Below are 12,828 nucleotides of genomic sequence, written 5' to 3'. Positions count from 1 at the left end.
TAGACAAAAGAATGATTGTTTGGTTAGTTTAATGTGACATCTAAAACAATATTATAACTACATGAAACATATACTACTAGCAGAAGATGATTTTGATTTTGGCAGTATCCTAAAACAATATTTAGAACTGCACAATTATACCGTAACATGGACCAAAGATGGTAAAGAAGCTTTTGAAGCATTTACTAAGCAACAGTTTGATATATGCGTGTTTGATGTGATGATGCCCAAAATGGACGGCTTTACTCTGGCAGAAAAGGTAATTGATCATAATCCCGAAATGCCATTTGTTTTTCTTACCGCCAAGAAAATGAAAGAAGATAAAATCAGAGGACTAAAGCTAGGGGCAGATGATTATATCGTAAAACCATTTGAAGCAGATATACTGGTGCTAAAACTTCAAAATATCCTAAAACGATCACATAAGGTAGAATTACTAAAAGAAGAAGTTATACGTATTGGTAATTATGAATTTGATCTTATAAATCATCAACTGAAAATAAATAATGAATCCCAGAGGCTTACAGAAAAAGAAACCATCTTGATACAGTATTTGTGGAAACACAAAAATAGTATGATAAAAAGAGAAGAACTGCTTAAAGATGTTTGGGGGAACGACGATTTTTTCTCTGGTAGAAGTATGGATGTATTTATTAGCAGATTAAGAAAATATTTTAAACAAGATCATAATATCACTATAGAAAGTGTGAGAGGCGTAGGACTCACATTTAATGTAGTATAAATAGTATAACATCAATAATCACAATCAAAAAACAAATAATCATGAAAACATTAGTCACCATTTTAATACACCTCATAATTGGTATATTAACAGTAAGTGCTCAAAGCTCAACCACCACCACTTCTCAATCTTCAACGCAGGTTACAGTAAGTATAGATAGTGATACAGAAGAAGAAAGCTTTTCTCGATCTTTTGTTGTTATTGACACAGAGGAAAATTTTAGAGTTAAAATAAGATTTATGGAGTCTATGACCAGTAAAGTAAAATCCTATCTGATAGATCAGTTTGGAGAAGAAAAAATGATCGTGGATGCTAACACATATTTCTGGAAAAAAGAAATTGAAGATGAAGAAATATATGAAGTAAGACTTAAAGGAAATAGATTAAGGATTAACATCGACAAAGATCTAGCTCCTAATAAGCTTGTTAAAAAGTTTAGACAGATAGGAAAAGAATTAAAATCTATCACATCAAGAGAAGGAAATAGTTAAACCGAATGATGCAATCCCGCTTTCACTTCGGCTACGCTCAGTGACCGCTATACCTTCTGGCTTAAACTGTTCTCACCCGAGGGCTGAGCGGAGCCGAAGCCCGGTGTAACAACCCAGTGTGACAAAGAGTATCCAATAATACCCTTAACAGAACGACATTGATAACCCGAATTAAATCAATCATTTATAAATCAAAAAACGAATCGTATGAAAACAATCATTTATGTAGCAAGTCTAGTATTAGCATTTTCTTTTGGAAATGCGCAGACATCTTCGAACTCTAAGGTTACTATTACACATTCTAGTGACAAACAAGGAGATAAAAACTATAAAATTAATATCTCTATTAGTAATACAGAAGAGGAGTACAGTTTACAGGCAAAGTTTCCGCACGCTAATACAGAAAAAGTAAAGCAATTTTTAAAAGATCATTTGGATACTAAGATGATCAAAGAAAACTCAATGAATGTGTGGAAGTATACTTCGAATAGAAAACCGGGATATACTGTAAAACTGAAGAAAGGAAAACTCGATATTTTTATTAATAAACAAAACATATCGGCAGATATGATCGAAACCTTAATTGATATGTTTACAGATATAAAAGAGGTAATTAAAGAATAGTCCCAATTATATCTTTTGATGACACAAAAGAAAAAATCTTGGCATAATCACTTGTCCTGAGTCAAATCAAAGTATAGTCATAATTAGAATTCCTTACTGCATGATGCAGTAAGGAATTCTACAGTTAGAAAAGTTCCCTGCACCATGCAGGGAGGAATTGTAGGGGTTAAAAAAGCTTCCTGCATCGTGCAGGGAGGAATTGTATAGCTTAAAAAGCTTTGCACCTTGCAAGGAGGAATTATAGGGGTTAAAAAGCTCCCTGCACCTTGCAAGGAGGAATTATAGGGGTTAAAAAGCTCCCTGCACCATGCAGGGAGGAATTGTAGGGGTTAAAAAAGCTTCCTGCACTATGCAGGGAGAAATTTTAATGTATAAGTGCTCAAAAGAAATACGGCAAATCCGAACCTAAAATGATATTAAATAGAATTCTTTAAAAAAATAATCCTGAACATATTAATTTTAAGTATATTGATGTAATAACTATTAGCCAGTTTAAATTTGAAAAATAGAGAAAGCAAATCTGATTTTACAGACGATATTTTATTTGTAAATGGAATGAACCTTGCCTGGGTCAATTATGGAAGAGATATAGGGGTAAGCCCTGCTTCTTCAGATATTTATTATCGACCGGATTTAGAAAAATTTATTGAAGCAATGAACTTTGTCGAAGAGCAGGGAGGAAACATGATACGCTGGTGGTATCATACCAATGGTGCTACAAATCCGGTTTTTGATACTGATAAAAAGGTAAAACCTAACCCGTCTTTCTTTCATGATGATGTTAAGGCTATTTTGGACTTAGCAGAAGAAAGAGAGCTTAAAGTACAAATCTGTCTATGGTCTTTTGATATGCTAAAAGACCAATGGGGAGTAGATACAATAGCAAACAAAAATATACTTACCCAAGATGAGTATATGGATAGCTATATCAACAATGCATTGCTACCACTTGTTAATTTTATAGGAGATCATCCTGCACTTTTTGCATGGGAAATTTTTAACGAACCAGAAGGGATGACCAATAAATATGCTAGTCATTGGGAGGGATTTAAAGAAAGAGTAACAATGTCTGATATCCAGCGATTCATTAATAGAACAGCAGGAGCGATTCGAAGAGCACAACCCCAGGTTAGGATCACCAATGGCGCTTTAGGGTTTATGACAAATGTTGAAGATGCATCAAAAGAGTTTTGGAATGCATACTCTGATGCTAATCTTTTTTCGCAAGGAAATGATGAAAAAGGATATCTGGATTTTTATAATATTCATTACTACAATTGGGCTCGCTCCAAAGGATCTCCATTTCATAATAACTACGATCCTGATAAAATCGATAAACCGGCAGTTATAGGAGAATATTATCCAGATGATTTATCCTTTGATCAAAAAAAAGGAGACCAAGATCATGATTTATCTACTCTTTTTGCAACTGATCTAGGGAATATTCTTCTCAGCAATCAATGGGCAGGATCCTTAGTCTGGTCATGGACCGATAGAAAATTACCCGAAGAAAGAAATAATATGGCTGGTATAATAAAAAAAGTTAATGATGCTATTGCGCCAAAAAGCATTATTGATTTTCATGAAAAATATGCTGGAATAAAAATATACCCTAATCCCGCACAAGAGATAATAAATATTGAAGGTATTGAAAGAGGAGACCTTATTTTAATTCATGATTATCTGGGAAAAATCGTAAAAAAAACTGTCGCAGAAAGTGAAGAAGAAATGCTCGTTATAGCAAATCTAAATTCAGGCTTTTATAGTATTTCTATTGCCGGAAAAAGTTGGACTCGACTAGTAAAAGAGTAAAGAACCTATCGATGGTGATACGGCTCGTTTTTTAAGATCGTAAAACCACGATACAATTGTTCTACAAAAAAGAGACGTATCATCTGATGCGAAAAAGTCATTTTTGATAATGATAATTTACCATTAGCTCTACTATATATTTCAGGACTAAACCCGTAAGGACCCCCTATGACAAAAATCAATTGTTTGATACCACTATTCATATGTTTTTGTAATACTTCAGAAAAAGCAACAGAATCATATTGCTTTCCTTTTTCGTCTAGTAATAAAAGGGTATCAGAATTTGCAACATGGTTAAGAATGAGTTTCCCTTCTTTTTCCTTTTGTTGAAATTCACTTAGATTTTTGGCATTCTTTATATCAGGGATTATTTCAAAAGAAAACTTAATATAAAACCCTAACCTTTTGATATAGTTGTCGATAAGGTCGATAAGTTGCTTGTTATCAGTTTTACCAATCGCTACTAATTTAATATTCATTATTACAAAGTATTATACTATGTTACATCCAGAGAACTCGATGTTTTTTAAATTAATGATAAAAGTAAATAGAAATACCATGCATTTTGGGCTTCGTACTTCCGACTTCTTTTTTTACATTAGCAAAAATAACCATTCAATATGATTAGTGAAACCCAATTCAATACAGAAATTGATTTGATAATATCCAATGCGATAAGAGAAGATGTTGGTGATGGAGATCATAGCTCATTAGCCTGTATTCCAAAATCTGCAACCGGAAAAGCAAAACTCTTAGTCAAAGATGAAGGAATTTTGGCAGGTGTAGATTTTGCCAAAAAAGTGTTTAAATATGTAGATCCAAATATAGAAATCGATGTAAAAATTACAGATGGAACTCCGGTTAAATATGGGGATATAGCATTCTATGTTTCAGGAAGCTCACAATCTATTCTCAAAGCAGAACGATTGGTACTTAATGCGATGCAAAGAATGAGTGCGATTGCTACTAAGACCAACCATTTTGTTACACTGCTGGAGGGTACAGGAACTAAGATCCTGGATACTCGTAAAACAACCCCAGGGATTAGAGCTCTCGAAAAATGGGCCGTAAAGATAGGAGGAGGAGAGAATCATCGATTTGCACTTTATGATATGATAATGTTAAAAGATAATCATATAGATTTTGCAGGAGGAATAACTAAGGCAATAGAAAAAACGAATCAATATCTTACTGATCATAATCGAGATCTTAAGATTATTGTTGAAGCTAGAGACCTTGATGAGATCAAAGAAATACTAAAAACACCGGGAGTATATCGAATATTAATCGATAACTTCAATTATGAAGATACCCGAAAAGCTGTAGCATTAATAGGGGACACCTGCCTCACAGAATCAAGTGGAGGGATCAATGAAGAAACTGTGCGAAAATATGCAGAATGTGGTGTGAATTATATAAGTAGTGGCGCATTAACGCACTCTGTTTATAATCTGGATTTGAGTTTGAAAGCAGTATAGTATATGTCAAAAAACATAGAAGATAAGCTTAGTAAAATTCCTGTAATCAATATTTTGGTTAAAATCGGAAAGAAACTTATTCTTCCTGGTTTTGAAGGGTTATCTATTTATGACCTTATCGAAATCTATGCTATTGGAATTATAAAAGGAACGTTTTCGGCTAGAGCCAGTGCTATATCCTGGAGCTTTTTTCTTTCTCTGTTTCCTTTTTTGTTATTTCTTCTTAATTTAATCCCTTATGTCCCCATACAAGGGTTTGAGCACGATTTTTTCGAATTTATTAATGGAGCATTACCAAAACAATCCTCAGATTTTTTTTCTGGAATATTTGAGGATATTGCATCCAACCCTCGCGGAGGATTACTGTCTACCGTTTTTGTGTTATCAATATTGTTTATGACAAATGGAGTTAATGCTGTTTTTTCGGGCTTTGAGTACTCTTATCATGTAACCCTTAATAGAAATTTTGTAAGACAATACCTAGTAGCATTAGGGGTCTCTATTATTGTGGCATCTTTATTGCTTATAACCGTTATAGGAACCCTGTATTTTTCATATTTAGTAGATGATTTAAATAAAATGGGAGTAGTAAATGATACTGTTTTTTGGTTAACAATAGGGAAATATGCACTATTTGTTTTTATGATATTTGTTATTATTGCTACTTTATTCTATTTTGGAACTTCTGAAGGGAGACAGAATAAGTTTTTCTCTCCGGGAGCTTTTATGACTACTTTTTTGATTATAGTTACCACTTATCTGTTTGGTATTTATATAGATAATTTTTCAAATTATAATAAGTTGTATGGGTCCATTGGAGCAATGTTGATATTAATGCTGTATATATGGTTGAATGCCAATTTGGTTTTACTTGGTTTTGAACTAAATGCATCATTAAATCAACTCAGAAAAAATTTTAGTACATAATTGATTAACACTATTTTAATAATTAAGAAAATGAAAAAACTCAGCACATTACTTCTCGTTTTATTGACAATTGTATCAACTCAGGCTCAGACTAAAGTTGGGGATGCTACATTACCCAACACTGTACAGTTTAATGGTGAAGACTTGTCAATTAACGGAGCGGGTATTAGAGAAAAATTCTTTTTTGATATCTATGCAGGAGCTCTATATCTTAAGAAAAAAAGTAAAAACGCAGCTAGTATAGCCAAAGCTAACGAAACTATGGCGATCAAATTACATATCTTATCAGGTATGATGTCTAGGGCTAAAATGGCAACTGCGTTGAGAGAAGGGTTTAAAAAATCAACTAAAGGTAAATTAGAACTGTATAACGAAAGAATTGAAAAATTTATAGGCTTTATAAATAACGAAATCGAAGTAGGACAGATATACGACATAGTATACGAAAAAGGAAAGGGAAGTGTAATCTATAAAGACGGTAAAGAAAAGGGATATATTAAAGGAATGGACTTCAAAGAAGCTCTATTCAATATATGGATTGGTGACAAACCTGCAGACAAAGGGCTCAAAAAAGAAATGTTAGGGATGTAGTAATCAGTTAGATATTCGTATTTTTGCAGAAATTTTGAAGAGATAAATAAATTATTGTGCATGCATAATAATTTTTATATTTGCCTCTTGAAAAATTGGAATATAAAATTGATTAAAGACCCAAATACACCTAAGTAACAATGAAAAAAACTGTTTTGATATTGATAGCATTAATTTCTCTATCATCTGCAACTGCACAGATTAGAGTAGGAAAAGCTATTTTACCTTATGAAGAAAATTTTGGAGGAGTTGAATTAAAATTAAACGGGGCAGGAATGAGACAAGTTCTGTGGATAGATATGTATGCCGGAGGACTCTACCTTGCCAAAAAAAGTAAAAACCCAAAAGAAATTCTTGATGCAAATGAAACTATGGCAATAAAGTTAAATATTGTCTCTGGATTTGTTACACAAAAGAAAATGATTAAAGCAGTGCAAGATGGCTTCATTAAGGCTACTTTCGGAAATACTAAAACTCTGGATGAGAGAATTAATAAATTCATTAATTTCTTTTCTGAACCTATTGTGAAAAATGATATTTTCGATTTAGTTTACGTTAAAGATAAAGGAGTGGTTTCTTATAAAAACGGGAAAGAACTTGGAGTAATCGAAGGGCGTGATTTTAAGTATGCACTATTCAAAATTTGGCTGGGAGAACAACCAGCAAGTGAAGATGTAAAAAATGGAATGCTAGGAATTCAATAGTTCTAAACATTTCTAAATAAATATTTATAAAAGCTACCTGATTTAATTAGGTAGCTTTTTGTTTTTATCGTATTTCTTTATCTTAGAATTTTAACCCTATTTATTACATATGAGTTTTTATAAAATACTTTTGGCAACAGTCCTTTTGTTTTCTGGAACTACAATTGCACAAAAACAAATAATTGGCGAATGGAAAACTATTGATGATACTACAGGAGAGCCGAGATCTATTGTCGAAATATATAAAAAAGGAGATAAATTATATGGCAAGATCAAACAGATACTGGATATAACCAAAAAAAATAAATTATGTGTAGAATGTAAAGGCACTGATTATAATAAACCAATTGAAGGTATGGTAATCATTAAAGGATTAGAAAAAGATGGAAATGAATATGAAGATGGAACTATAACTGATCCAGAAAATGGCAAAGTATATCGATGTAAAATATGGATTGATAAGAATAATCCTAATGTGCTTAACGTAAGAGGATATATCGCTTTTTTGTTCAGGACACAACAATGGATTAGGGTATAAAAAATATAGTCTTTTTTGAATATTATTTTTTCTGAATGAAAATTTTAACATTTTTTTAATGTTAGTTTTTTATAAATCATGGAACTAACTCTCTGTAATCTATAAAAGCTAAACCATGAAAAAAATAATTACATTAACAATCATACTTGTCATTTCTACACTATCTATGGCGCAAGTAAGAGTAGGAGATATTGTATTACCATATAAAGTGAATTTTGAAGGAGAAGAATTGTCCTTAAACGGTGCAGGAATGCGTAGTGTTCTTGGGTTTGATACATACTCAGGAGGACTGTATACCAAAAAGAAATACAATGATCCGGGAGTAGTTTTGGATTCTGATGAAACTATGTCAATACGCCTAAATATTGTTTCAAAGAAAGTAAGTAATAACCGAATGATTAAGGTATTTAAAAAAGGTTTTGATGATGCTATGTACGGTAATACACAAAGTTTGGATGTAAGAATTGAAGAGTTTTTAAAATTGTTTTCTTCTCCTATGCAAATTAATGATTACTTCGATTTGGTGTATATCAAAGGAAAAGGAATCAAAACATATAAAAATGGAGAAGAACTTGGTTTTATTGAGGGAAGAGATTTTAAATACGCCTTGTTTAAAATCTGGTTAGGAAACGAACCAGCTTGTAGACTAATTAAAGGAGGTATGTTAGGCCTTAGTAAATAGGGAAATAGTGTTATTTAAATATAAAAAACGTCTGAGATTACATCTCAGACGTTTCTTTTACTATCATTTTTATTCTAAGGTAGAAAAATTAATTTGTGGTCTACTGGCACTAGTGCTACTTCTACGTAATTGAGTATTTGCGCTCGTATTGGTGCTAAAGAAACCGCAGTTTTTTAACTCAAAACCTTTACCATTGCTTCTTCCGAAATAATCCCAACGAAATCCGTTAGAAGCGGTAGCGTCATAAGTGAAATTTGCATTAGTTACTTCGTGCCAGTTATTAGACGTATCATATACCCACTGGTTATAGAAACCAGCTTTTCTTTGAACATCTCCTCTGTTTGGATGGAAATTTTCAAGGAAAGAATATAAACCTCCTAAGTATGTGTTAGTCTTAGGTCTTCTGAAACTTGCTATCAAATCCCATGTGCCACGAGATGGATCCATAAAATAGGCTGTAAAATCTGTTTTATTATTTCCTGCTGGTTTTCCTAGTAATAAGAACTTGTATCTAACTCCTGCCTTCCAGTTGTATACTTTGTAACTTTGACCTCCGGCACCTTCACCTCCAAATTGTCCTGTGTATACTCCTGCACCTTTCTTTAGAAGCTTTATTCTGTATTCTGGAGGAACAGAACCAGGATCATTTGTAGAATAGGGACTCCATACAGAAAACAGAACTCTTCTTTCAGAACTTGAGTTTACCTGAATACCAAAATAACCATAATTAAAACCATTAGCGTTAAAATAAGACCCAATAACATCTTGTCCTGGCTCTATTTCAATTTCGTTATAGAACGCCTGTATGTTATTATTTGAAGGATTACTAAATTTTAGATGAACAGAAGGTCCTCTTCTTCCAAAATGAGTATCATTCTTAATATACTTTATATTAGAATTGCTGGCATTACCACCTAGTCTAACCGAATTAACATCAGCATAATTGCCAGATGTCTTTGAGATACCTTTTAAATCAACATAATAATATCCTTTTTCACTTACCTGAAGATTTCCTATAGATATATCCTGAAAACCTGTATTTGAAACATTTATTTGTTTAGTTGTACTAGTTCCATTAGACGTACCACCGAATGAAGCCTCTATTTTAGAATTACCAGATTGCACTCTAGCATTAATTCCTAAACTATATGTTCCAGGAGATGTAATATAAAAATAAGTTCTTATTGTTATGTTAGAATTATTCCAGTTTCTAATTCCCGAACCGGTAACTACTCTATTTGTTTGTGCTGGATTTCCGATCACCCAGCTATTTCCGCGTGTGGCAACAGAAATAGAAAACCCTGGATTTGGATTATCACTACATACACCCAGATTTTTCCATCCATTATGCGTTCTTTCATAAACGGTATACGGTTGGTTGTTATTAGATCTATATCTTACTTTCTCTCCCACATTATAATGTCGAGGAGCCCAAATAGGCACTATATCACAATCACCAGGATAAGGACCAGCATTTTTGTTGGAATTAAGATCCGGTGTTGTTTGTTCTATTGTTTGTTCTTGTTTTTCAAGTATATCGTCCTTGACACAAGATGTAATAAGTGTGAAAGTTAATAGAATTGCAATGAGAAAACTTGATTTTAAGAATTTCATGATTTTTAAATTTAGTTGAGTTTGTTTTTATTTCAATATGTATTTAAGTGAAGCTGTATAACATAACGAAGGTGTATTTGTTAAGATCAAATTTACTAGACCTACAAAGCTAATGAACAGATGTTTTATTGTAATCCTAACCTCGCTTTAGTTAACATTTCTAAGTAAATTTAATTGATACAATTTTGTATAAGTATGAAAAACAAATATACAGGGCTTACGATATTTTTATATCACACTTTTTTGTCAAAAAAGAGGATGTTTTTAATTATTGATATGCTACGACTATTTAGTCCTCCTTTTTGAATAAAATTTCTCCTAGTAAGTAGATAGGGTTTATATAAATTAGCAATTACATAATAACAAACTCAATCTTAATTATGAAAAATTTTTTTAACTTATTGATTTGCCTCATGATGGCAAATGTTTTTTATGCGCAAAATAGTGATCCGCTTAAAGGGCAACTTTATGTTCTTGATGAAGTAGATGAGTATAAGCTCATTGTTAAATTCAGACCCAAATTAGAACCTGTTGTAGAGAAAGGAAAAATACAGTTTCTTAATCATTCTTTTTCTTCAAAATCCAGCAACAGTTTGACCGATTTAGTATTTACTCCTGTTGTAAAGTTTACAGAAGAAGAAAAGCAACAGGCTAAAATTTCTTCTAAACGAAAAGAAGTAAATGAAAATGGGTTTAATATTTTGGACTTTGCCGGTTTATGTGAAGTAACCGCAACAAAGAAAGATAAACATTATTTACTAGCATTAGGAAAACAATTAGAAAAACTCGCAGAAGTAGAGTATTGCTCTTTAGAACCAGTAAAATCTCCACCTCCACCAGGTTTTTTTGACTACTACGCTACTCCTAATTTGGTAAATAGACAAGGGTATAGAAAGGCAAACCCAGGAATTGATGTTGATTATGCATGGTCTCAAGGTGCTATGGGACAAGGAGTCAAAATATCTGACATAGAATACAGTTGGGGAAAATTGGACCATGAAGAATTTATTAATCAGGATATTGCTTATGGATCGTCACATGACGCAGGTCAACATGCAGATCATGGTATAGCAGTTATGGGAATTCTTGTTGGTGATGAGGATAATAATGTGGGAATCAAAGGAACAGCCCCAAAAGCAGTAGGACGAGTTTTTAGTGAGGTACAAGGGCGTGCTGCTGCAATAATAAATGCAACAAAAAACTCAAAAGCAGGAGATGTGATTGTATTAGAAATGCAAACTGGAGGTCCTGATGGTAATCTAGCTCCGGCTGATGTTACACAGTCTGTATGGGATGCAGTAAGAGCAGCAACAAATGCTGGGATTATTGTAGTAGCCGCGGCAGGAAATGGTAATGCTAATCTGGATTCATCTTCATATCGTGCTTATAGAAACAGAGGAGATAATGGGAGTATTATAGTAGGAGCAGGTTCTTCAAATACCTCTCACAGCAAACTTAGTTTTAGTACATATGGACAAAGAGTAGATGTACAAGGATGGGGACAAAATGTATTTACCACAGGTTATGGGCATTTAACTTATGATAATGATTATAGAAAAGAATATACCCCGTCTTTTAGTGGTACAAGTTCTGCAACTCCTGTAGTAACAAGTGCAGTTGCATGTATTCAATCCTATGCTTTATCAAAATTAGGAAAACGACTTAAGCCAAGAGAGATGAGAGACCTTCTTAAGTCTACAGGCGTTGCTCAAGGAGGAGGAGGACATATCGGTCCATTACCAAATATTAAAGCAGCAATTCAAAAATTAGGAGGCTCTGGAGGTTGTTCGGCTGGTGATCCGGTTACTGTGACTTTTAAAAATACTACCGATTGTACTTTGGAGTATTACCAAAATAATGTACTAAAAGGATCTGCAAATGCAGGAGGAAACTTTACGGCCAATACAACAGTTGGAAGTAATTGGGTTGTAAAAAAACCTTCTGGAGATACAATTGATAATTTCTCTATTGTTTGTAATCAGACAACCTATTCATCTTCTGGTTCTTGTACTGTTACAGGAAACCCTTGTGATGGTGTTAGCCCATGGTCGAGTTCTGTAACGTACTCCCCAGGAGATAGAGTAACATATCAAGGAAATCTTTATGAAAAAACCGCTACCGGCTGGAAAAACTTGGGGCCGTGTGGTACCCCAACAGATCCCTGTCAAGGTGTTAGTCCATGGTCTAGTGGTACAACATATTCTCCTGGAGATAAAGTTACCTATCAAGGACGTCTGTATGAAAAAACAGAAACAGGGTGGAAAGACCTTGGAGCTTGTGGAACAAGTAGATCAGCAAAAATTGCCCCACCAATTGAGCCTACTGATAACAAATTAGATTTTGCAGTGTATCCAAATCCTGCAAAGGAGATATTAAACATTGATGTTAATCTATTAGATATTAGTTTAATTAGTATAGAGTTAAATGACATTAATGGAAAGAGGTTAAAAACAGAAACCATAAAAGCACCTCCAGGAAGGATGTTAAAGGGTAGGTTAGATGTTAGTGATTTACCAAAAGGAATTTATTTCCTAAGGTTGACTTCTGCCAAAAGTACTATGACCAAAAAAGTGTTTATAAAGTAAACCAGTGTAGTGAAGCTTTATGTTAGCCAAAAAAAAGGGC

13 protein-coding genes are annotated in these 12,828 nt (G+C 33.3%); 11 read left to right on the top strand and 2 right to left on the bottom strand.

The genetic code is table 11. The features are described from left to right. Positions 1-61: 61 nt before the first annotated feature. From C1X07_RS04125 to C1X07_RS04110, 4 genes are all read left to right on the top strand, one after another. The gene (locus C1X07_RS04125; protein WP_103068676.1) at positions 62-742 is read left to right on the top strand and encodes a response regulator transcription factor; all 681 of its coding nucleotides are present in this window, start codon (positions 62-64) and stop codon (positions 740-742) included. A gap of 41 nt (positions 743-783) precedes the next feature. Next, positions 784-1,233 (top strand): hypothetical protein, encoded by a 450-nt coding sequence (locus tag C1X07_RS04120; RefSeq protein ID WP_103068675.1) that lies wholly within the window; start codon positions 784-786, stop codon positions 1,231-1,233. A 207-nt stretch (positions 1,234-1,440) separates the two neighbouring features. Beyond that, positions 1,441-1,857 carry a hypothetical protein gene (locus C1X07_RS04115; RefSeq protein ID WP_103068674.1) on the top strand — a complete coding sequence of 139 codons (417 nt, stop codon included), beginning with the start codon at positions 1,441-1,443 and terminating at the stop codon, positions 1,855-1,857. 498 nt (positions 1,858-2,355) lie between these two features. Beyond that, positions 2,356-3,669, top strand: coding sequence for a T9SS type A sorting domain-containing protein (locus C1X07_RS04110; protein WP_103068673.1), 1,314 nt, complete (start codon positions 2,356-2,358; stop codon positions 3,667-3,669). A gap of 5 nt (positions 3,670-3,674) precedes the next feature. On the opposite strand, the gene rlmH is transcribed toward C1X07_RS04110, so the two are convergent. Continuing rightward, positions 3,675-4,148 (bottom strand): 23S rRNA (pseudouridine(1915)-N(3))-methyltransferase RlmH, encoded by a 474-nt coding sequence (rlmH, locus tag C1X07_RS04105; protein WP_103068672.1) that lies wholly within the window; start codon positions 4,146-4,148, stop codon positions 3,675-3,677. Positions 4,149-4,289: 141 nt separating this feature from the next. On the opposite strand from rlmH, the gene nadC reads away from it, so the two are divergent. The 6 genes from nadC (at position 4,290) to C1X07_RS04075 (ending at position 8,589) form a co-directional block, all read left to right on the top strand. Further along, positions 4,290-5,147 (top strand): carboxylating nicotinate-nucleotide diphosphorylase, encoded by an 858-nt coding sequence (nadC, locus tag C1X07_RS04100; RefSeq protein WP_103068671.1) that lies wholly within the window; start codon positions 4,290-4,292, stop codon positions 5,145-5,147. Between the two features lie 3 nt (positions 5,148-5,150). Further along, the gene (locus tag C1X07_RS04095; protein WP_103068670.1) at positions 5,151-6,074 is read left to right on the top strand and encodes a YihY/virulence factor BrkB family protein; all 924 of its coding nucleotides are present in this window, start codon (positions 5,151-5,153) and stop codon (positions 6,072-6,074) included. Positions 6,075-6,104: 30 nt separating this feature from the next. Next, complete coding sequence (locus C1X07_RS04090; RefSeq protein WP_103068669.1) at positions 6,105-6,665, top strand: chalcone isomerase family protein; 561 nt, start codon at positions 6,105-6,107, stop codon at positions 6,663-6,665. A 140-nt stretch (positions 6,666-6,805) separates the two neighbouring features. Beyond that, positions 6,806-7,369 (top strand): chalcone isomerase family protein, encoded by a 564-nt coding sequence (locus C1X07_RS04085; protein WP_103068668.1) that lies wholly within the window; start codon positions 6,806-6,808, stop codon positions 7,367-7,369. A 109-nt stretch (positions 7,370-7,478) separates the two neighbouring features. Next, the gene (locus tag C1X07_RS04080; protein ID WP_103068667.1) at positions 7,479-7,907 is read left to right on the top strand and encodes a DUF2147 domain-containing protein; all 429 of its coding nucleotides are present in this window, start codon (positions 7,479-7,481) and stop codon (positions 7,905-7,907) included. Positions 7,908-8,022: 115 nt separating this feature from the next. Beyond that, complete coding sequence (locus C1X07_RS04075; RefSeq protein WP_103068666.1) at positions 8,023-8,589, top strand: chalcone isomerase family protein; 567 nt, start codon at positions 8,023-8,025, stop codon at positions 8,587-8,589. A gap of 69 nt (positions 8,590-8,658) precedes the next feature. Here the strand turns inward: C1X07_RS04075 and C1X07_RS04070 are convergent, their stop codons facing one another. Then, positions 8,659-10,203, bottom strand: coding sequence for a DUF3472 domain-containing protein (locus C1X07_RS04070; protein WP_103068665.1), 1,545 nt, complete (start codon positions 10,201-10,203; stop codon positions 8,659-8,661). A gap of 380 nt (positions 10,204-10,583) precedes the next feature. Between C1X07_RS04070 and C1X07_RS04065 the strand changes: the two genes are divergently transcribed. Further along, a complete protein-coding gene (locus C1X07_RS04065; protein ID WP_103068664.1) occupies positions 10,584-12,788 on the top strand; it encodes a S8 family serine peptidase in 2,205 nt (734 codons plus the stop codon). The last annotated feature ends 40 nt before the right edge of the window (positions 12,789-12,828 follow it).

Origin of the sequence: Aquimarina sediminis (genome assembly GCF_002895435.1) — a bacterium.
GTDB lineage: Bacteria > Bacteroidota > Bacteroidia > Flavobacteriales > Flavobacteriaceae > Aquimarina > Aquimarina sediminis.
Note: the sequence above shows the minus strand (reverse complement) of the source record. Positions and strands in the feature narration are given on the sequence as shown.

Bases quoted from the DNA above. Each gene is read 5' to 3' on its own strand.
- C1X07_RS04080 (WP_103068667.1), top strand. From the start codon at position 7,479: ATGAGTTTTTATAAAATACTTTTGGCAACAGTCCTTTTGTTTTCTGGA.
- rlmH (WP_103068672.1), bottom strand. From the start codon at position 4,148: ATGAATATTAAATTAGTAGCGATTGGTAAAACTGATAACAAGCAACTT.
- C1X07_RS04085 (WP_103068668.1), top strand. From the start codon at position 6,806: ATGAAAAAAACTGTTTTGATATTGATAGCATTAATTTCTCTATCATCT.
- C1X07_RS04115 (WP_103068674.1), top strand. From the start codon at position 1,441: ATGAAAACAATCATTTATGTAGCAAGTCTAGTATTAGCATTTTCTTTT.
- C1X07_RS04120 (WP_103068675.1), top strand. From the start codon at position 784: ATGAAAACATTAGTCACCATTTTAATACACCTCATAATTGGTATATTA.
- C1X07_RS04095 (WP_103068670.1), top strand. From the start codon at position 5,151: ATGTCAAAAAACATAGAAGATAAGCTTAGTAAAATTCCTGTAATCAAT.
- C1X07_RS04075 (WP_103068666.1), top strand. From the start codon at position 8,023: ATGAAAAAAATAATTACATTAACAATCATACTTGTCATTTCTACACTA.
- C1X07_RS04065 (WP_103068664.1), top strand. From the start codon at position 10,584: ATGAAAAATTTTTTTAACTTATTGATTTGCCTCATGATGGCAAATGTT.
- nadC (WP_103068671.1), top strand. From the start codon at position 4,290: ATGATTAGTGAAACCCAATTCAATACAGAAATTGATTTGATAATATCC.
- C1X07_RS04070 (WP_103068665.1), bottom strand. From the start codon at position 10,203: ATGAAATTCTTAAAATCAAGTTTTCTCATTGCAATTCTATTAACTTTC.
- C1X07_RS04090 (WP_103068669.1), top strand. From the start codon at position 6,105: ATGAAAAAACTCAGCACATTACTTCTCGTTTTATTGACAATTGTATCA.
- C1X07_RS04125 (WP_103068676.1), top strand. From the start codon at position 62: ATGAAACATATACTACTAGCAGAAGATGATTTTGATTTTGGCAGTATC.